Origin of the sequence: Ruegeria meonggei (assembly GCF_042768335.1) — a bacterium.
GTDB classification, from domain to species: Bacteria; Pseudomonadota; Alphaproteobacteria; order Rhodobacterales; family Rhodobacteraceae; genus Ruegeria; species Ruegeria meonggei.
Genome location: NZ_JAXHBT010000001.1, coordinates 540,862 through 559,991, shown reverse-complemented (window position 1 = coordinate 559,991; position 19,130 = coordinate 540,862). Strand labels below are relative to the sequence as shown.

The 19,130-nt window shown below is 58.8% G+C and carries 15 protein-coding genes; 8 read left to right on the top strand and 7 right to left on the bottom strand.

Going from position 1 to position 19,130, the window contains the following annotated elements; all coding sequences use genetic code 11:
- Positions 1–14 precede the first annotated feature (14 nt).
- From SJY13_RS02815 to SJY13_RS02805, 3 genes are read left to right on the top strand one after another with little or no spacing between them, the layout of a single operon-like run.
- The gene (locus SJY13_RS02815; protein WP_377187420.1) at positions 15–1,223 is read left to right on the top strand and encodes an MFS transporter; all 1,209 of its coding nucleotides are present in this window, start codon (positions 15–17) and stop codon (positions 1,221–1,223) included.
- A 57-nt stretch (positions 1,224–1,280) separates the two neighbouring features.
- On the top strand, positions 1,281–2,945 hold the full coding sequence (locus tag SJY13_RS02810; RefSeq protein WP_377187417.1) for a hypothetical protein: 1,665 nt from the start codon (positions 1,281–1,283) through the stop codon (positions 2,943–2,945).
- Entirely contained in the window at positions 2,942–3,610 is a 669-nt protein-coding gene (locus SJY13_RS02805) for an SH3 domain-containing protein (RefSeq protein WP_377187414.1), read from the top strand. The genes SJY13_RS02810 and SJY13_RS02805 overlap by 4 nt, the downstream gene beginning before the upstream one ends.
- On the opposite strand, the gene mfd is transcribed toward SJY13_RS02805, so the two are convergent.
- Together mfd and SJY13_RS02795 are read right to left on the bottom strand one after the other, a co-directional pair.
- Positions 3,607–7,062 (bottom strand): transcription-repair coupling factor, encoded by a 3,456-nt coding sequence (gene mfd / locus SJY13_RS02800; RefSeq protein WP_377187411.1) that lies wholly within the window; start codon positions 7,060–7,062, stop codon positions 3,607–3,609. The two genes, SJY13_RS02805 and mfd, sit on opposite strands and share 4 nt — an antisense overlap.
- A 21-nt stretch (positions 7,063–7,083) precedes the next feature.
- Positions 7,084–7,608, bottom strand: coding sequence for a component of SufBCD complex (locus SJY13_RS02795; protein ID WP_085820714.1), 525 nt, complete (start codon positions 7,606–7,608; stop codon positions 7,084–7,086).
- Positions 7,609–7,728: 120 nt separating this feature from the next.
- On the opposite strand from SJY13_RS02795, the gene hemB reads away from it, so the two are divergent.
- The 4 genes from hemB to SJY13_RS02775 all read left to right on the top strand — a co-directional run bounded on the left by hemB (position 7,729) and on the right by SJY13_RS02775 (position 12,577).
- On the top strand, positions 7,729–8,727 hold the full coding sequence (hemB, locus tag SJY13_RS02790) for a porphobilinogen synthase (RefSeq protein WP_377187408.1): 999 nt from the start codon (positions 7,729–7,731) through the stop codon (positions 8,725–8,727).
- 142 nt (positions 8,728–8,869) lie between these two features.
- A complete protein-coding gene (locus tag SJY13_RS02785; RefSeq protein WP_085820716.1) occupies positions 8,870–9,442 on the top strand; it encodes a lipid-binding SYLF domain-containing protein in 573 nt (190 codons plus the stop codon).
- A 168-nt stretch (positions 9,443–9,610) separates the two neighbouring features.
- Complete coding sequence (locus SJY13_RS02780) at positions 9,611–12,073, top strand: penicillin acylase family protein (protein ID WP_377187404.1); 2,463 nt, start codon at positions 9,611–9,613, stop codon at positions 12,071–12,073.
- A 108-nt stretch (positions 12,074–12,181) separates the two neighbouring features.
- Entirely contained in the window at positions 12,182–12,577 is a 396-nt protein-coding gene (locus SJY13_RS02775) for an SgcJ/EcaC family oxidoreductase (protein ID WP_377187401.1), read from the top strand.
- 3 nt (positions 12,578–12,580) lie between these two features.
- On the opposite strand, the gene hflX is transcribed toward SJY13_RS02775, so the two are convergent.
- The 4 genes from hflX to trkA all read right to left on the bottom strand — a co-directional run bounded on the left by hflX (position 12,581) and on the right by trkA (position 17,131).
- Entirely contained in the window at positions 12,581–13,852 is a 1,272-nt protein-coding gene (hflX, locus tag SJY13_RS02770) for a GTPase HflX (RefSeq protein WP_377187398.1), read from the bottom strand.
- Positions 13,852–14,091: an RNA chaperone Hfq gene (gene hfq, locus SJY13_RS02765; protein WP_010440340.1), complete on the bottom strand. Its 240-nt coding sequence runs from the start codon at positions 14,089–14,091 to the stop codon at positions 13,852–13,854. The genes hflX and hfq overlap by 1 nt, the downstream gene beginning before the upstream one ends.
- A 125-nt stretch (positions 14,092–14,216) precedes the next feature.
- Positions 14,217–15,755: a TrkH family potassium uptake protein gene (locus tag SJY13_RS02760; RefSeq protein WP_377187394.1), complete on the bottom strand. Its 1,539-nt coding sequence runs from the start codon at positions 15,753–15,755 to the stop codon at positions 14,217–14,219.
- Positions 15,755–17,131, bottom strand: coding sequence for a Trk system potassium transporter TrkA (trkA, locus tag SJY13_RS02755; RefSeq protein ID WP_377187391.1), 1,377 nt, complete (start codon positions 17,129–17,131; stop codon positions 15,755–15,757). Before trkA ends, SJY13_RS02760 begins: the two co-directional genes overlap by 1 nt.
- 96 nt (positions 17,132–17,227) lie before the next feature.
- Between trkA and SJY13_RS02750 the strand changes: the two genes are divergently transcribed.
- A complete protein-coding gene (locus tag SJY13_RS02750) occupies positions 17,228–17,707 on the top strand; it encodes a hypothetical protein (RefSeq protein ID WP_377187388.1) in 480 nt (159 codons plus the stop codon).
- An 11-nt stretch (positions 17,708–17,718) separates the two neighbouring features.
- On the opposite strand, the gene ntrX is transcribed toward SJY13_RS02750, so the two are convergent.
- On the bottom strand, positions 17,719–19,128 hold the full coding sequence (gene ntrX, locus SJY13_RS02745; protein ID WP_377187385.1) for a nitrogen assimilation response regulator NtrX: 1,410 nt from the start codon (positions 19,126–19,128) through the stop codon (positions 17,719–17,721).
- Positions 19,129–19,130 lie beyond the last annotated feature (2 nt).

Here is a 19,130-nt window from a genome sequence, read left to right as displayed (position 1 = left end):
GTCAGGAGGGCACAATGGCCAATCGCATGTCTCGGGGGGAATTTGTCGCGCTTGTCGCAATGATGTTTGCGACAATTGCGTTTTCGATCAATTCGATGCTGCCCGCTCTGCCCAAAATCGGGGCACAGTTAAGCCCCGATGATGTCAACAAAGCTCAGCTGATCCTGACCTCGTTTGTTCTGGGCCTGGGGGTTGGTACATTTTTTACTGGCCCCTTGTCTGATGCGTTTGGACGCAAGCCAGTTATCTATGTCGGATCGGCGCTGTACATCCTGTCAGCCGCGGTTGCGTGGGCCAGCTCCTCGCTCGAAGTGCTGCTGATAGCACGTATCTTTCAAGGCGTTGGATGTTCGGCTCCACGGGTGGTCGCCATGGCGATTATCCGCGATCTTTATTCCGGCCGCGAAATGGCACGCATCGTGTCCATCGCCATGATGATCTTTACATTGGTGCCCGCCATCGCGCCGATGTTGGGGGCCGGTCTGATTGCCCTGACCGGATGGCGTGGTATCTTTGCGTCTTTCATGCTGTTTTCGCTGATCACAATCGTCTGGATGGCGCTGCGCCTCCCCGAGCCTCTGGCCGTGGAAAACCGCCGCCCCTTGCGCTTGCCGCTGATGATTGACGCAGCCAAGCAGATGGTGACACATCCGACGGTTCGAATTTCCATCATGGTTCAGACCCTATGCCTTGGGATGCTGTTCACCATGCTGGTCATGGTTCAGCCGATCTATGACGTCGTGCATAACAGTGCCGACAGTTTTCCGTTTTGGTTCGGCTTTGTGGCGTTGATGTCTGGCTCTGCCAGCCTGTTGAACGCCGCTCTGGTCGTGCGGTTGGGAATGCGCCGGATTGTTACCTGGGTCTTGGGCGCGCAGATATTATTCACGATTGCGGTGATTGCCCTGAACTCGATGGACCTGTCCCCAACCTTGTCTTTCGCTTTGTTCGTCAGCTGGCAGACGGCTCTTTTCTTCATGGCCGGCATGACGATGGGCAACCTCAATACCATCGCGATGGAACCGATGGGCCATATCGCCGGTATGGCTGCTTCGGTCATCGGGGCGATCTCGACGGTTCTGGCAGCAGCGATCGCCGCCCCGATTGGTTTGTTGTTTGACGGCTCGATCGCGCCTCTGGCGTTTGGCATTTTGATTATGTGCACCCTTGGCTTCGGCCTGATGCTGCATATGGGCCGGATCGAAGACAGAGTACCCGCCTGATCTGTGCAGAGGTGATGATTCACGTTAATCTCCTTGCGATCCGAGGGGCGATTTTCAATGAGCGACTATTACGATCTGGGTACACATTCCTGCAAGGTCAGCACTTCCTCACCAGACGCGCAGCTGTGGTTCGACCGCGGGCTAGTCTGGACCTACGGGTACAATCATGAAGAAGCTGTGGTCTGTTTCCAGCGAGCGCTGGAGTATGATCCGCATTGCGCCATGGCCCATTGGGGCGTCGCCTATGCCGCCGGTCCAAATTACAACCTGCCGTGGGATCTGCGCGACGATCAGGGGCAGCAAAAGTCGCTGGCGCTGGCCTATGATGCCACGCAACTGGCGCTGGCCCATGCCGACCGCGGCACGCCAGTCGAACAGGCCCTGATCCGCGCCCTGCCCGCCCGGTATCCGCAACGCGATCCAATTCCCGACATACACAAATGGGATCACGATTTCGCCGAGGCGATGCGGGCGGCCTTTGACGCACAACCTGACGACCTGGACCTGCGTACTATCTTTGTCGAGTCCTTGCTGAACCTGACTCCGTGGAAAATGTGGGATCTAAAGACCGGACAACCCGCCGAAGGCGCCGCAACGCTTGAGGCGCAGAAGGCGTTGGAAGACGCTATGACCAATGATCCGGCCGCCATGTCCCACCCAGGCTTGCTGCATCTTTACGTCCACCTGATGGAGATGTCACCAACCCCTGAAAAGGCGCTGAAGGCCGGAGATGTTCTACGCACGCTGGTGCCTGATGCGGGCCATCTGGTGCATATGCCAACCCATATCGACGTGCTCTGTGGGCATTACCACAACGTTGTCTACTGGAACGAGAAAGCCACTGAGGCCGACCTGAAATATTACGAACGCGAAGGGGCGTTCAACATCTATACCGGGTATCGCCAGCACGATTACCATTTTGCCATCTATGGCGCGCTGTTTCTGGGTCAGATGGAACCTGCGCTGCGCGCCAATCAGGGTCTGTGGAACACCACGCCCGAGGATATGCTGCGCGTCGAAAGCCCGCCAATGGCGGATTACTTCGAAAGCTACATGTCGATGGGGCCACATATCCTGATCCGGTTCGGCCGGTGGGAAGAGGCCAAAGCGCTGGAATTGCCCGCTGATCCCGACCTCTACCGCACACTGACGGCAACCACGCATTACGCCCGCGCAGTTGCCTATGCCGCAACAGATCAGGTGGCCGAGGCTGAGGCGGAAGAGCAGCTGTTCCTGTCGGCCAAAGCCTGCGTGCCGGAATCCCGATTGCTGCACAACAACCGCGTAATCGATCTGTTGGAGATTGCCCGTGAAATGCTGCGAGGCGAGATCGAATATCGCAAGGGCAACTATGACCTCGCGTTTGCCCATCTGCGCCGCTCGGTCGAACTGGACGATACGCTGCCCTATGACGAACCTTGGGGCTGGATGCAGCCGACCCGTCATGCGTTGGGCGCATTGCTGTTTGAGCAGGGCCACGTCGCCGAGGCCGAAGCGATCTATCGCGAGGATCTTGGTCTGGGCGGCACCCTCAGCCGGGCCTCGATCCATCCGGATAATGTCTGGAGCCTCAAAGGGTTGCATGACTGCCTGAAAGCACGGGGCGAGCACATTGAGATCACACAGGTCAAACAACGTCTTGATTTGTCCCTGGCGCGCGCGGACCGGGCAGTTGGGGCGTCCTGCTTTTGCGCTCAGGCCGCAATGAAGGCTGCGGAATGAAATACGCTTTGCTGCTGACCGCCCTGATCTGCGGCCCCGCACTGGCGGACCGTCAGTCCTTTCCCCCTGTCGATCGGGCCGAACGGGATCCGTCACTTGTGGCCTTTCGCGCCGATCTGCTGGCCAAAGTGGCGGCGCGGGATGTTGATGGTGTTCTCGCTGCGGCCTGCCCGGACATTTACCTCAGCCATGGGGGCAATGGCGGACCGGACGAGTTGCGCGCGACCCTAGTCGCCGACACCCTGACTGACCAAGACCAACAGAACGCAGATCAGATACGTGAAAACCGCTGGTCCGATCTGGAAAACACCCTGTCCCAACCCGGCTATTTCGATGACGAGGGCGAATTCTGGATGCCGCATCAATGGCAGATCACCCTGCCTGCCACTTTGGACCCGTATAAGGCGTTTTTTGTGACCGGCCAGGATGTGACTCTGCGACAGGAGGCGCTGCGCGGGGCTCCAATATTAGGGTTGATCAGCCATGAAATCGTGATCGTCCCCGAATATCAGGATGCGTCCGAGTATCAACGCGTTCTACTGACAGACGGAACGACGGGCTACATGCACAGCGACTTTCTGTGGTCCATGGTCGGGCATCGCGCCGCATTTGTGAAATCAGACGCGGGCACGTGGCAGCTTTGTACCTTTGTCAGCGGTGACTAGGCCTTGGCCTTCTTCTTTTCGGCCACAAGTTTTTCAGCCAGATCGCGAGCGATGGCAAAAGCACCTTTGATCTTGTCGCTATCCTTCTTCCAGTCGCGGCGTACAACGATCTTGTTGTCCTTGACCTTAGCCAGTCCGCGCTGGTTCTGGATGAACTCGACCAGCCCCTGGGGTGAGGCGAACTTGTCGTTGTGAAACTGGATCGTTGCACCCTTTGGCCCACCGTCCAGTTTGGCAATCCCAGCCCGTTTGCACATCGCCTTAATGCGCACAACCAGCATCAAGGTATTCACTTCTTTTGGCAAGCTGCCAAACCGGTCGATCAATTCAGCTGCAAAGCCTTCCAGTTCGACCTTGGTCGACAGCGATGACAGGCGACGATAAAGGCCCAGACGCACATCCAGATCTGGTACGTAATCCTCGGGGATCAGAACCGGCACGCCCAGATTGATCTGTGGTGCCCATTGGTCATCGGCGTCCGACAGCCCCTCCATCTCACCGGCTTTGATCTTGGCAATCGCCTCTTCCAGCATCGACTGGTAAAGCTCATAGCCGACGTCACGCATCTGGCCCGATTGCTCTTCGCCCAGCAAGTTACCTGCGCCGCGAATGTCCAGATCCTGCGAGGCCAGCGTGAATCCTGCCCCAAGCGTATCCAACGAGCCCAGAACCCGCAGGCGTTTTTCGGCCGTAGCGGTCAGTCGCGCACGCGGTTTGGTTGTCAGATAGGCATAAGCGCGGGTTTTTGACCGCCCCACCCGGCCCCGGATTTGATAGAGCTGCGCCAGTCCGAACATATCCGCCCGGTGCACAACCATCGTATTTGCTGTCGGGATATCCAGCCCGCTTTCCACAATCGTCGTGGCGAGCAACACATCATACTTGCCATCGTAAAACGCATTCATCCGGTCATCGAGCTCTCCCGCAGCCATTTGCCCGTGGGCAACCATATAGGTCAGTTCGGGCAGCTGTTCCTTCAGGAACTCTTCAATCTCGGGCAGGTCCGAGATACGCGGCACCACGTAAAAGCTTTGGCCACCACGGTAATGTTCGCGCAGCAGTGCCTCGCGGATGGTGACCGCATCGAACTCGCTGACATAAGTGCGGATCGCCAGACGGTCGATGGGCGGTGTGCCGATGATCGACAGATCGCGCACTCCGGTCAGGGACAGTTGCAGCGTCCGCGGGATCGGCGTCGCGGTCAGGGTGAGGACGTGAATATCGCTGCGAAGCTGTTTAAGGCGTTCTTTGTGGCCGACGCCAAAATGCTGTTCCTCGTCGATGATCAGCAGGCCCAGATTGTTGAACCGGATGCCTTTGGCCAACAGGGCGTGGGTCCCGATCACAATATCCACCGTGCCACGTGCCAGCCCGTTTCGGGTTTGCTGTGCCTCTTTGGCCGAGATGAAACGAGACAGCTGACGGACCTCTAACGGGAAACCACGAAAGCGGTCTTTGAAAGATGCCGCGTGCTGACGGGCCAGCAAAGTGGTCGGCGCGATCACCGCCACCTGCACCCCGGACATTGCCGCAACAAAGGCCGCACGCATGGCAACCTCGGTTTTGCCAAAGCCCACATCGCCGCAAATCAGGCGATCCATCGGCGCGCCTGACTGCAGATCCTTCATCACCTCTGATATGGCCCGCAACTGGTCGTCGGTTTCCTGATAAGGAAAGCGTGCGCTGAATTCTTCCCAAGCGTGTGGCGGCGGGTCCAAAGCCGGAGCCTTGCGGAGCGCCCGCTCGGCGGCGATCCGGATCAGCTTGTCCGCCATCTCGCGAATACGCTCTTTCAGCTTGGCTTTCTTGGCCTGCCACGCCCCACCGCCCAACCGGTCTAAAAGACCTTCGTCATGACCGTATTTGGACAGCAATTCGATGTTTTCAACCGGCAGATACAGCTTGGACTGTTCCGCATATTCCAGCAGTAGGCATTCATGCGCGGCCCCGGCAGCGGTGACGACCTCCATCCCCATGTAGCGCCCGATGCCGTGGTCCACATGAACCACCAGATCACCGGGGCTGAGGGATTGAGTCTCGGTCAGGAAATTCTCGGCCTTGCGGCGTTTCTTGGGTTGGCGGATCAGGCGATCACCCAACACGTCCTGCTCGGCGATCACAGTCATGCCGGGCGTCTCGAACCCATGTTCCAGCGCCCAGACAGCCAGATGCAGGCCGCGCTTGCCGATACGGGTGCCACCGGACACCGGAACGGCTTCGGCCAGACCTTCGTCTTCGATCAGCCCGGTCAAACGCTCGCGCGCGCCTTCGGAATACGAGGCAATCAGCACCGGCCCCTTAGCCATCTTGTCGGTAATGTGGCTGGCCAGCGCGCCAAACAGGCTGATGCTTTCCTGCTGCCGTTCGGGCGCAAAGTTCCGCCCGATCCGCCCGCCTGCGTCGATCACACCGGGACCACTGGCCTGTGGCAAAGGGTTGAACTGCATCACACGCCGATCACTCACTGTCCGGTCCCACGCCGCATCATCCAGATACAGCAGCGCAGGCGGCGTGGGTTTATAGACCGTATCCATACGCGAGCGGTTTTCCAGTGCCAGCCGCCGGGTTTCGTATTGGTCGGCAATCGTGTCCCATCGGGCCAGACGCGCAGGCGTGACCTGATCGTCCAGCGAGATCGTGGCCCCCGGCAAGTAATCGAACAAGGTCTCCAGCTTTTCATGGAAAAATGGCAGCCAGTGTTCAAGACCCTGGTGTTTTCGGCCAGCGCTGACGGCCTCATACAATGGGTCATCCGTACCGGCAGCGCCAAATTCAATGCGGTAATTCTGCCGAAAGCGTGTGATGGCCGCGTCATCCAGAATGACCTCGGATACAGGCGACAGTTCCACCACCTCAAGCTTTTCGGTCGTGCGCTGAGACACCGGGTCGAACCTGCGGGCCCCGTCCAGAACATCGCCAAACAGATCAAGGCGAACCGGCCCCTGGTCGCCGGGGGGATAGATATCGATGATGCCGCCCCGTACTGCGTAATCTCCGGGCTCCATGACTGTTGGGCTTTGAGTAAACCCCATACGAACAAGGAAGTTGCGCAGCGCGGTTTCGTCCACACGGTGATTGACGCGCGCGGTAAACGCAGCCTCGCGCAGAACCTCGCGCGCGGGCACTCGTTGTGTTGCGGCATTCAGCGTGGTCAGCAACACGAAACGGTCGGGCATCTGATGCACCAGAGCGGCCAGTGTCGCCACACGCGACGCCGCGATATCAGGGTTGGGTGAGACGCGGTCATATGGCAGACAATCCCAACCAGGGAAGACAAACACCGGCATATCCGCCGCAAAGAAGGCCAGCGCAGACCGCATCGCCTCCATCCGCTTGTCATCACGCGCCACATGACAGACCGGCCCGCCAGAACGTGCGATCTCGTTCAGGACAAGCTGTGCGTCAAACCCCTCGGGGGCACCGCCAACCGTCAAATGGTTCAGCGCCGTCATCGCCTTGCCTTTCTGATTTTATCAGCCCAGAGCGCCGATTGAGAAGTTCTGATACATCCCCCAAAGAGACGTAATCAAGATCGAAATCATGCCAATGATCTGGGTGTAAATCCTGCACCGGTTGAGGGTTTTAGTAACAATCTCCAACCCGGGATCTGTGCGGCGCAGTTTACGCGCGGCTGATATGTTGATCAGCATCACAAAACACACGGGAAACAGTAGTAAGAACACCGCCTGTGCGAACTCGACCCCATAAAAGAACCCAAGCGTTGCAAGCCCGGTGAAGAAAAAACAACTTAGCGCCAGAATGGCCAGACCGGACACATCCACAATGTACAGCAACCGGTTCCCGTTGATCCGAACAATGTCCAAAAGGTCCTGTTCGGCCTGACCGCCGACCCGACGGGCGCGTGACACAAGATCATAAGGAACCCCCATCGCCCAGTGACTCGCCGAGGACCACAACACCGCCAGACCGATCCAGTACCACAAATTCGAAAAGCTGCGCATGTCGATGATTTCGAAAATCGAAGAGTATAAGTCCAAGCGTCAGCCCTTTGTTCACTGTCCTTTGGGGCTATTTTTGCGCAAGCGCGTCGATCGTTACCCTTGAGACCACCGGGAATTCATGCCACCCAATGCGGAATTATTCAAGGAGAGCGCGACATGAAACCCACCATCGCCCCCTATCCCATGACCCGGTTCCGGCGCGCGCGCCAATCGCAAGCCATACGCGGCCTGGTTCGGGAAAACACGTTGACCACAGATGATCTGATCTGGCCGGTTTTTGTACGTGACGGTGAGGGTGTGGAAGAGCCCGTTCCCTCGATGCCAGGCGTCATGCGCCGTTCGGTCGATCTGATCGCAAAAGCCGCGGTCGAGGCGCAGGCGCTGGGAATTCCCGCTATCTGCATTTTTCCCTATACCGATGCTAGCCTGAAAACCGAAGACTGCGCCGAGGCCTGGAACCCAAATAACCTGTCCAACCGCGCCATTCGCGCCATCAAGGCGGCGGCACCGGACATTGCGGTCATGACCGACGTAGCGCTGGACCCTTACAACATCAATGGCCATGACGGCTTTGTCGTCGATGGAGAGATTGTGAACGACCAGACGGTCGAGGCGCTGGTCAAGATGACGCTGGCGCAGGCCGATGCCGGGGCTGACATAATTGGCCCGTCTGACATGATGGACGGTCGGATTGGTGCTATGCGACAGGCGCTTGAGGCCGCGGGCCATCACAATGTGATGATCCTTAGCTATGCGGCGAAATACGCTAGCGCCTTTTATGGGCCCTTCAGGGATGCGGTTGGCGCGTCGGGCGCGTTGACCGGTGACAAGAAGACCTATCAGATGGACCCCGGCAACTCGGACGAGGCCCTGCGCCTGATCGAACGGGACCTGTCCGAGGGTGCCGACATGGTGATGATCAAGCCGGGGATGCCATATCTGGATATCTGCCGCCGCGTGAAAGACACCTTTGGTGCGCCGACCTACGCCTATCAAGTATCCGGTGAATACGCGATGGTTCAGGCGGCGGCGCAGAATGGCTGGATCGACGGTGAAAAAGTTATGCTGGAAAGCCTGATGGCCTTCAAACGCGCTGGCTGTGACGGCATCCTGACCTATTTCGCGCCCGAAGTCGCACGCATCCTACAGGGCTAAAACCCCAAATCCTCGCGAGTTTTCGCCGATCTTACAGAGCGCTCCCGCAGCTTTCCCGTGACACAGGGGCGCAATCGGCGTATTCTTGCACATAAGATCGGGAAGACCCGACATATCAGGCAGTCATACAGAGAAAAAACACATGAGCAGTTCCACTTTACCCCGACTGAACCGTCGCGGCTTTGCTTTTGGCATGGCCGGGCTGACCCTGACCGCCGCGTGCGGCAACGGCGTCGGCAACTCAAACGCAGCTACCATCGACGCCCGCGTCGACGCCACGCTGACCGAAATGTACGCGAGCTATCCCAACACCGTTGAGATCGCCAACAAGGCCACCGGCATGCTTGTTATGCCGCTGATCACCGAAGCGGGCTTTATCTTTGGCGGGGCCTACGGCACAGGCGCGCTGCGCATTCAGGGCGCAACTGTCGATTATTACTCGGCCGTTTCAGGCAGTGCCGGCTTGCAGATCGGCGCCCAGCAATATGCTCATGTCCTGTTTTTCATGACACAGGATGCGCTGAACGATTTCCGCCGCTCCAGTGGTTGGACCGCCGGGGCCGATATCGGATACGTGGTCGACGCAACCGGTGACAATCTGTCGACCGACACCACCACGCTGCGCTCGCCGGTGCTGGCCGCAGTTTTTGGTCAGGCTGGCCTGAAATTCGGTGCAACGGTCGAAGGTACCAAATACACGCGGATCATTCCCTAATACAGAACGACCCCCCTGTTGCGGCCCCGCCATCAGCCCCTGCTGTGGCGGGGTTTCGCGTTTATAGCGCTGAAAACACGGATATTCCCGGGCTGTTCCTCTTTCGGTCGGCACAGCCATCCTTTACTCTCGCCGCAACCGGAATTTGATCAGGATAGTGGGCTGTAAATGGGATTCGTATTTCGCTGGCTGGTGCGTATCACCTCGGGCCTGATCCTGCTGACGCTGGCCGCCGTCGCACTGGTGTATTTTCTGGCCAGCCAATCCCTGCCCGATTACGATCAGACGGTCGAAGTAAACGGTCTGAGTGCCCCGGTTGAGATCATTCGCGACACTGCAAATGTGCCCCACATTCTTGCCGGCAACGATCCCGATGTATTTTTTGGACTGGGTTATGCTCATGCGCAGGATCGCCTGTGGCAGATGACCATGATGCGCCGCACCGCGCAGGGTCGGCTGTCCGAAGTGTTCGGGGCGCGCACGGTTTCTATCGACAAGCTTCTGCGACGGTTGGACCTGTACGGTCTGGCCCACCGCTCGGTCGAGGAGCAGGACGACTACACCAAGGCAGCGCTGCGCGCCTATTCCGCAGGGGTGAACGCCCGCCTGGATGAGATCAACGAAGCCGCTTTGGGCCGTGGCGCCCCCGAGATGTTCCTGTTCAACGCGCCTGTATCCCCCTGGCAGCCCGGTGACAGTATCGCAGTGATCAAACTTATGAGTTTGCAATTGTCCGGCCACTTGCAGGACGAAGTGCTGCGCGCCCGAACCTCGCTGATGCTGAACAACCCCGAGAGGCTGGTAGACATCCTGCCCGATGTGCCCGGCCCAGGTATTGCAGCCTTGCCGGAATATGCGGCGCTGTTTTCCAACGTGCCCCGCTATGCGCGCAGCACACCGATGCCCGACACGCCCTTGTCGCCCGTCTCGAAACGCGGGTTGGCTGGTGCCTCAAACGCATGGACAGCTGCACCATCGCGTTCGGCCAGCGGGGGGACGCTGTTGGCTAATGACCCGCATCTGGGCTTCACCGCGCCCGGCGTCTGGTACCTAGCCCGGCTGGAACTGTCCAAAGGCGGTGTGATCGGCGCAACCATCCCTGGCATTCCCGCCGTCATGACCGGACGCAGCGACCGGTTGGGGTGGGGCCTGACATCCTCATATCTGGATGATCAGGACATCCATATTGAACGGCTGAACCCAGACAATTCCGAAGAGTACCTGACCCCGGACGGGTTCAAACGGTTCCGCACTCGCCCATCAATCATCGAGATCAAGGACGAGGCCCCGATCACCCTGACCCTGCGCTGGACGGAAAATGGTCCCGTCCTGCCCGGCAGCCGCTATGATCTGGATACAATTACCCCGCCCGGCCATGTAGCGTCGCTGTCCTGGACCGCACTCAGCGCACGAGACACTTCGATGACGGCCTCGATGGCGCTGATGAATGCCGACAATGTTGAGCAAGCCATTGATGTGGCAGAACTGTTTATCGCCCCCTCGCAGAACCTGTCTTTGGTCGACAAGACCGCCATCGGCATGAAGCTGATAGGCGCTATGCCTAAGCGAGATCTGCGCAATCAAAGCCGGGGCCGCATCCCGACCCCCGGTTGGCTGGCGGAAAACATGTGGCAAGGACGCCTACCCTATGCCGACAACCCGGAATTCGTGGCTCCTGTTGGTGGTATTCTGGGCAACACAAACAACAAGATCATCGACCGGCCCTTCCCTGAACATGTCTCGTATGAATGGGGCGACACGCAGCGCATCCATCGCTGGGAACGCCTGATGCAATCGCGCGAGGTTCACACCCGCGACAGCTTTATCGAAGCGCAGCTCGACACGGTCAGCTTTACCGCGCGCTCGCTGTTGCCGCTGATCGGTGCGGACCTGTGGTTCACTGGCGCATCCGCCCCCGAAGGCACACCAGACCGCCAGCGCCAGATCGCCTTGTCCCTTCTGGCAGAATGGAACGGGGAAATGAACGAACACCTGCCCGAGCCGCTGATCTATGCCGCGTGGCTACGGGCGCTGCAAGCCCGGCTGATTTCGGACGAACTGGGACCACTGGCCGCCGAATACAATCATGTTGAGCCGCTGTTCATCGAACGGGTTTATCGCGATATCGACGGCGCATCAGTCTGGTGTGATGTCCGTCAAAGCGCCCCGACCGAGACCTGCACGGATATGGCACGACTGGCGCTGGATGACGCGCTGATCTGGATCTCGGAAAACTATGGCGGCGCGCTGCAATCTCTGCGCTGGGGCGATGCACATCAGGCCACTCATGACCACCCGGTTCTTGGCAAGGTCCCGGTGCTGCGGTTTTTTGTGAACATCCGTCAATCGACAAGCGGCGGTGACAATACGCTTTTGCGCGGGCGTACCTCTGGCGAAGGACCTGACCCGTTCCAGAACGTGCACGGCGCAGGCTATCGCGGGGTTTACGATTTTGCCGACCCCGACAGTTCAGTCTTCATCACCGCCACCGGCCAGTCCGGCCATTTCCTGTCGCGCTACTATGACGATCAGGCCCAACTGTGGCGGCGGGGCGAATATATCCCGATGTCGTTGGATATTGATCTGGCACGGGCCGCCGCAGTCGGAGTTACTAACCTGATCCCGCGCTGATTTCTCCTCTTCGGCAAGACCTTGCCCCCTTTTGCGCGCCACCGTGGACGCGGGCTACTGTTTTCGCATACGATCTGTAGGCCAAGGAATTGGGTCCGGGGGACATAAATGGCTAGTATTCGGGATAGGCTGAACAATCTCGCACGGGATTACGCGATCGCCTGGAGCTCGGGCGACGCGGAATTGGTGGCCAGTTTTTATGCGCCAGACGGGCAGATTACGATCAATCGGGGTGAACCGACGGTAGGACGCGCCGCCGTCGCGGAAATGGCGCGCGGATACTATGCCGATTTCCCCGACCTTGAAGTTAGGTGCGATATGTTACGTTGGGCCGGGCCCCACGCCATCTTTGTGTGGACCCGGGAAGGCCATCATGCCAAAACCGGCAACCATGTCGTCACCCGGGGTTGGGAAGAATGGGAGATGACCGAAGATCACAAGGTCCAGTCCTCGCTAGGCTGGTTTGATGCCGAGGACTATCAACGGCAGATCGCCGGAATATAGCGGCTAAAGCGCTGAAAACTGCGCCGCTTGCCTATCGGTCCAAAGGACGGTGATCTCAAAGCCGTCTTCGGTCTGCTGTTCTGACCGCACAACATCCTGTCGGAATAACCACGCGCGTTTGTCACCTTCGGCAAAACCCAAAATCAACGTGATCTCGTGCCGAACGCCTTGCATCTTGGTCGCGATCTCGGCCAGCAAAGGTGGGATACCTTCGCCCGTCACCGCAGAGATAGCTAAAATGGACGCATCCCGGTCTGCCCGGGCCAGCGTGGCTTCGCGATCCTCGGGGCTGAGCAAGTCAATTTTGTTCCAGACTTCAAGCCGCGGACGTTCATCATCCACCCCCAGCGAGGTCAGGATCGTTTCGACGTCCTGCGCCTGCGCTTCGGAATCCTTGTGGCTGATGTCGCGCACATGCACAACGATATCCGCGCCCAGAACCTCTTCGAGCGTGGCACGGAATGCGGCCACCAATTCGGTTGGCAGGTTCGAGATAAAGCCCACGGTATCCGACAAGATCACTTCGGGACCATCCGGTAGCTCGACCCGGCGCATGGTCGGGTCCAGCGTGGCGAACAGCATGTCCTTGGCCATCACTTCGGCCCCGGTCAGGCGGTTGAACAACGTGGACTTGCCCGCGTTGGTATAGCCCACCAGCGCAACAATCGGGTACGGCACCTTGGCCCGCGCCGCCCGATGCAGCGTCCGGGTCTTGATCACCTTCTGCAACTGACGGCGCAACCGCACCAACTGGTCATCGATGGCGCGCCGGTCAGCTTCGATTTGAGTTTCCCCTGGACCGCCGACAAATCCCAGCCCGCCGCGCTGGCGCTCCAAGTGCGTCCAGGCGCGGACCAAACGTGTGCGCTGATAGCTCAGCGCGGCCATCTCGACCTGCAACACACCTTCGCGGGTGCGCGCGCGGTCGCTGAAGATTTCGAGGATCAGCCCGGTCCGGTCGAGAATCTTGACCTTCCAGGCCTTTTCAAGATTGCGTTGTTGGACCGGCGTTACGGGGCCATCGATCAGGACCAGTTCAATTTCGCTGTCGTGAAGGCGCTCACCCAGTTCTTCGATCTTGCCGCTGCCAAACAGCAAACCTGGCTGCGCCCGTGGCAGGCGTACAATTTCAGAGCCGATCACATCCAGATCGGGCAACGCGACGGCCAGTGCCACCGCCTCTTCCAGCGCTGGTTCGGGGACACGGCGCTGTTCATCTGATTTGATTTCCGGATGCAGCACCCAAGCCCGGGTGCGCGTCCTGTCGTGTTCCATCAAGAGGCGTCTTCGCCCTCATACAAGCTGATCGGTTGCGACGGCATGATCGTCGAAATCGCGTGCTTGTAGACCAGCTGCGACTGTCCGTCGCGGCGCAACAATACGCAGAAATTGTCGAACCAGGTAATTACACCTTGCAATTTCACACCGTTGATCAGGAATATCGTGACCGGGACTTTTGCTTTTCTTACATTATTCAGGAACGCGTCCTGCAGATTCTGTCTGTCCGAAGCCATATTTTTATAATCTCGCCATTGTTCTTGCAACGCGCTGCGGACCAACGCGCTCCCTCGGCAGAGTATGGAGAGTCATTAACCGAGTTTCCAGATTAAAAATCAGTCATTAACGCCGGTGTTGATTCTTAGTCTCGCCAGAGAGTTGGCGTGATCAGGGCAATGATCGCCAGCGTTTCCAGCCGACCGATCACCATTGCGGCGCACATGGTCAGCTTGGCACCCGGCGACAAGTCGACCAGCCGGATCGGAACATCGGTCGCCAATTCGATCAGCGGACCCGTCGTACTGAGCGCGGCCACGCTGAGGACCATGGCCTGTTCGAACCCTGCCCCCATGGCGGCCAGCAGCAGGTTGAACACGGCCGCAGTCAGCGCAAACATCATCAAAAAGATCCACGCGATAAAGGCTCCATCGCTTTGGATACGCCGATTGCCGCCGCCCACGCCACTGACAGAGGACGGATAGATCAGGCGATCGATCTCGCGCGCGCCGTTCAGATACAGCGCGAACACACGCAGCAGTTTGACCCCGCCCGCCGTTGTGGCGACACCACCACCGATCAGAGCCAACCCCATCAGGATCAGGCCAGGAGTACCCAGCCCCGACAATTGCTGCGCGTCGTTCCAGTTGGCACTTTCGAACCCGGCCGTAGTCAGGAAGGACAGAACCGTAAAGACCATGCCCCAAACCACGCTCAGGGCCTGAAACGGTTCCAACTGCGCGCCGATTTCTTGCATCCCGGCCATCACCCGAAAAAACAACAGCGCAGCAACCGCGACAACAATCATCAGGCCGATCCGAAATTCCGGGTCCTTGTCTAACCGGGAATACCCTGTTGTGGCCGTGTCCGTCGAAAACGTCAGGCGGGACAAGGCGAAGAACAGAAACAGAAACAGAATAGCCTCACCTGTGATTCCGGCCTGTGCGCCCTCCAGCCCACCAACCGGAGATATCCCCGAGGTCGCCATGGTCGACATTGCATGGCAAATGGCAGTCAGCCCCTGTTCCCCCGCGATCAGCAGCAACAGCCAGATCACAGCTGTGAGGCCTGCATAAACCGGTGTCAGCGTCCGCGTTACCCGGATCAGACGCCCCCGTGGATCGACCTTTTCACTTTGCGCCACACCCGAGACAGGGCGGCCGGGCTGTCCGCGCGCCGTCACCTCGAACCCGCCCAAGGACAGCGGGGCCAGAATAGCGGCCGCAGATATCCACATCAGCAAACCGCCCATCCATCCCACCAGCGCGCGCCACAAATGCAGCGGCGCTGTCAGGCGGTCGGGGTCAGGGAACAGGTCAGCCCCCGTGGTTGTCAGCGCGCTGACCATGTCGAAATAGGCATTCAGAAAGGTCGTATTCCCAAGCGCATCATGCAGCGGAATCGCTAAAAACAAAGGCAAAACCGTAAAGCAGCCCAGCAAAACCGCCAACTGGCCCAACGTCCCCCGTCGTGGCACCCGGTTTGACGAGGCCAGCGCAACAATCGCCACCACAAACAACCCCAGCAACCCCGAATAGAAGAACGACCGCGAAACGTCGTGATCATCCAGCGCCAAAGCATAGATCGCCGGCACCCACATTGAAAATGCGAACACGCCCCAGATCAACAGAAACAGCGGCAATCGCCGCACCAGTCCGATCCGTTGTGTTCTAGCCCGTGCCATCAGAAGAAATCGATCGAAACCTGCATTAACCGTTCGACCTCGGGTACGTCCTTGGCCATGGCAAAGATTGCAACAACGTCCTTTTCTTCGATCCTTAAACTGCCAGTCGGACGCAGCAGCTCATCGCCCTTGCGTACCGCACCGACCAGAACGCCTTCGGGAAAATCAATGTCGCGCAGCCTTTGTCCGGCCATGGGTGAGGTAGAGAGCACCTCGGCCTCGATCACCTCGGCTTCGGCATCCCCGATAGAATAAACCTGCCGCACGCGACCGTGCCGAATGTGGCGCAGGATCGAGCTGACCGTGGTGGCGCGCGGGTTGATATAAGCGTCGATACCAAGCGGCCCCATCAGCGCCACCATGCTGGGGTCATTGATCAGCGCAATCGCCAGCGCACAGCCTTCGGCCTTGGCGCGCACGGCAGCCAGCATATTGGTGCGGTCATCGTCGGTCACGGCAAGCATCGCATCCGCACGATCAATCCCAGCTTCGCGTAGCAACGCCGCATCCAGCCCGTCGCCGTTCAGAACAATCGTCCGCTCCAGTGCTTCAGCTGCCAGCTCGGCGCAGTGGCGGTCCCGTTCGATGATCTTGGCACGCACCCGGCTTTCGCTTTCTTCCAGCGTACGCGCAACCTCAAGCCCGACATTGCCGCCGCCCACAATCACCACGCGGTCTTGTTTCTTTTGAGTCTTGCCAAAGACCTCCATCGTACGAGCGACGTCTTTGACATTGGTAAAGACATAGCATTCATCGCCGACAAACAGCTGGTCCTCGGATTCAGGCGCAAACAAGCTGCCCTCACGCCGGACCCCAACGACGATAGAGCTGAGCGTAGAAAACAGGTCGGTCAATTGCCGCAAAGGCGTGTTGACGATGGGGCAGTCCTCATCGATCCGAATGCCCAAAAGCTGTGCTTTGCCATCCATGAACAGCTCGGTGTCAAAGGCGGATGGCGCGGACAGGCGGCGCATTGCGGCGGCGGCCACTTCGCGTTCGGGGCTGATCACCACGTCGATAGGCAAGTGATCGCGGCGATACAGGTCCGAGTGGATCGCCTCGAGGTAAGACTTGGACCGCAACCGCGCGATCTTGCGCTGAATGGAAAACACGGAATGCGCCATCTGACAGGTGACCATATTCACCTCGTCCGAATGGGTCGCGGCGATGATCATATCGGCATCTCGGGCCCCGGCGCGGTTCAGCACATCCGGATAGCTGGCAAAGCCTGCAATCCCCTGCACATCCAGCGTCTCGGTCGCGCGGCGCACCAGATCGGGGTTGTTGTCCACCACGGTGACGTCATTCAGTTCGCCCGAAAGGTGCCGTGCAATCTGCCAGCCAACCTGACCAGCACCGCAAATGATGACCTTCATGTTTTTGGCCCTTCTGCCTGAAATCTTTGAATGACAGATGCCCCTATAGTGGTCAATTGAATTGTCATAGGCGCCCGGCTAAGGCAAGGTAAGCCCATGAAAACAGTGCTTCGTCTGCTTATTCCGATACTTGTCCTGTCTTCGTGCGGACCACTTTCGCTCTATTATCGCGAGGGTGAGAGCGTTTCGCGTATGCAGACGGAAACCACCAAATGTCAGGTTCAGGCGCTAAAGGATGTGCCGGTGGCCAATCAGATCCGCCAAAGCCCTCCCACCTATTGGCCCGGTCGCACCTATTGCGACGGCCGAGGCCGGTGCTATCGCAACCCCGGCTGGTGGGAACCCGGGCGGGTCTACACCGTCGATGTCAACAAGGGGCTGCGCAATACGGTCGAGGCGCAATGCATGGCTGCCAAAGGCTTTCGCCCGGTCAGCCTGCCGCCTTGTCAGCAAGGTGTAAAGTCGCGTGTGCCCGCGGTTCGGACAAGTGTGTTGCCGCCGCTCAGCACGGAATCATGTTTTGTGAAATTTGACGACGGCTCGTTTCAGATCATCACCCCCGGACAGGCCGGATAACGACCGGCAGATCACTCCGCCGGTTCTGGCTCATCTAGTTGCGCCACGCGGGCACCGGATTTATTCGAGGTCACAACCCCCAGCGATTTCAGCTTGCGGTGCAGCGCACTGCGCTCCATCCCGACAAAGCTGGCCGTGCGGCTGATATTGCCCCCGAACCGGTTGATCTGGGTCAGAAGGTACTCACGCTCGAACGCCTCGCGCGCTTCGCGCAGGGGCAAGGTTGCAAGGGCGCCAGACAAAACCACACGACCCGACTCGTCTGTCTTTTCTTCCTCATTTGGCAGTTCCTTGGCTTCAATCGGCCCGCTTCCGTCCCCCAGGATCAGCACACGCTCAATCAAGTTCTTCAGCTGACGTACGTTCCCAGGCCAAGTCATTGTCTGCAACAAGGCGACAAATTCCTCCGAGATTTCACGCATGTTCAGGCCCTGGGTTTCATGACACATCTCAATAAAATGTTGTGCCAGAACCGGGATGTCTTCGCGCCGCTCTTCCAGCGAAGGCACTGCGATCGGCACAACGTTCAGCCGGTGATACAGTTCTTCACGAAACCGGTCGGCGGCGATTTCCTCTTCCAGATCGCGATTGGTCGACGAGATGACCCGCAGATCAACGCGCACCTTGTCCGAACCTCCTACGCGCTGAAACTGCTGATCGACCAGCACACGCAGGATCTTGGATTGGGTACCCAGCGGCATATCGGCCACTTCGTCGAAATAGATCAGGCCGCCATGGGCCTCTTCCAGCAGACCCGATTCAATACCGCGTTCTGTGGATTCACGCCCAAACAGCACCTCTTCGACCCGCTCGGGCTCGATCCCGGCACAGTTCACGGTCACAAAAGGCGCGTTCGCCCGGTTTGAATGCGCATGAATATAGCGGGCCGCAATTTCCTTGCCCGAGCCCGCCGGGCCGCTCAGCATCACGCGGCCGTTTGACTTGGTGACCTTGTCCAGTTGGCTTTGCATCGCCCGGAACGAAGCCGACTTGCCAATCATATCCGAATTGGTGACCTCTTTGCGCTTCAGCGAGGCATTCTCGCGGCGCAGGCGAGAAGTCTCCATCGCACGTCGAATGACCACCATCAGCTGGTCTATGTTAAAGGGCTTTTCGATAAAATCGTAGGCCCCCTGTTTGATTGCAGCCACCGCAATTTCGATGTTGCCGTGACCGGAAATGATTACCACCGGCACATCGGGGTTGTCGCGCTTGACCGACTTCAGGATGTCGATTCCGTCCATGCGGCTGTCTTTCAGCCAGATATCCAGGATCAGCAGTCCCGGCGGCTCGGCGTTGATCGACGACATACACTCGTCCGAGTTTGCCGCCAGCCGGGTTGAATAGCCTTCGTCCTCCAGAATGTCGGACACCAGTTCGCGAATATCGCGTTCGTCATCTACGATCAGAATGTCGCTCATCT

Excerpts from the sequence above, each read along its gene's own strand:
- SJY13_RS02815 (WP_377187420.1), top strand. The coding sequence starts at position 15 with ATGGCCAATCGCATGTCTCGGGGGGAATTTGTCGCGCTTGTCGCAATG.
- SJY13_RS02810 (WP_377187417.1), top strand. The coding sequence starts at position 1,281 with ATGAGCGACTATTACGATCTGGGTACACATTCCTGCAAGGTCAGCACT.
- SJY13_RS02805 (WP_377187414.1), top strand. The coding sequence starts at position 2,942 with ATGAAATACGCTTTGCTGCTGACCGCCCTGATCTGCGGCCCCGCACTG.
- mfd (WP_377187411.1), bottom strand. The coding sequence starts at position 7,062 with ATGACGGCGCTGAACCATTTGACGGTTGGCGGTGCCCCCGAGGGGTTT.
- hemB (WP_377187408.1), top strand. The coding sequence starts at position 7,729 with ATGAAACCCACCATCGCCCCCTATCCCATGACCCGGTTCCGGCGCGCG.
- SJY13_RS02785 (WP_085820716.1), top strand. The coding sequence starts at position 8,870 with ATGAGCAGTTCCACTTTACCCCGACTGAACCGTCGCGGCTTTGCTTTT.
- SJY13_RS02780 (WP_377187404.1), top strand. The coding sequence starts at position 9,611 with ATGGGATTCGTATTTCGCTGGCTGGTGCGTATCACCTCGGGCCTGATC.
- SJY13_RS02775 (WP_377187401.1), top strand. The coding sequence starts at position 12,182 with ATGGCTAGTATTCGGGATAGGCTGAACAATCTCGCACGGGATTACGCG.
- hflX (WP_377187398.1), bottom strand. The coding sequence starts at position 13,852 with ATGGAACACGACAGGACGCGCACCCGGGCTTGGGTGCTGCATCCGGAA.
- hfq (WP_010440340.1), bottom strand. The coding sequence starts at position 14,091 with ATGGCTTCGGACAGACAGAATCTGCAGGACGCGTTCCTGAATAATGTA.
- SJY13_RS02760 (WP_377187394.1), bottom strand. The coding sequence starts at position 15,755 with ATGGCACGGGCTAGAACACAACGGATCGGACTGGTGCGGCGATTGCCG.
- trkA (WP_377187391.1), bottom strand. The coding sequence starts at position 17,131 with ATGAAGGTCATCATTTGCGGTGCTGGTCAGGTTGGCTGGCAGATTGCA.
- SJY13_RS02750 (WP_377187388.1), top strand. The coding sequence starts at position 17,228 with ATGAAAACAGTGCTTCGTCTGCTTATTCCGATACTTGTCCTGTCTTCG.
- ntrX (WP_377187385.1), bottom strand. The coding sequence starts at position 19,128 with ATGAGCGACATTCTGATCGTAGATGACGAACGCGATATTCGCGAACTG.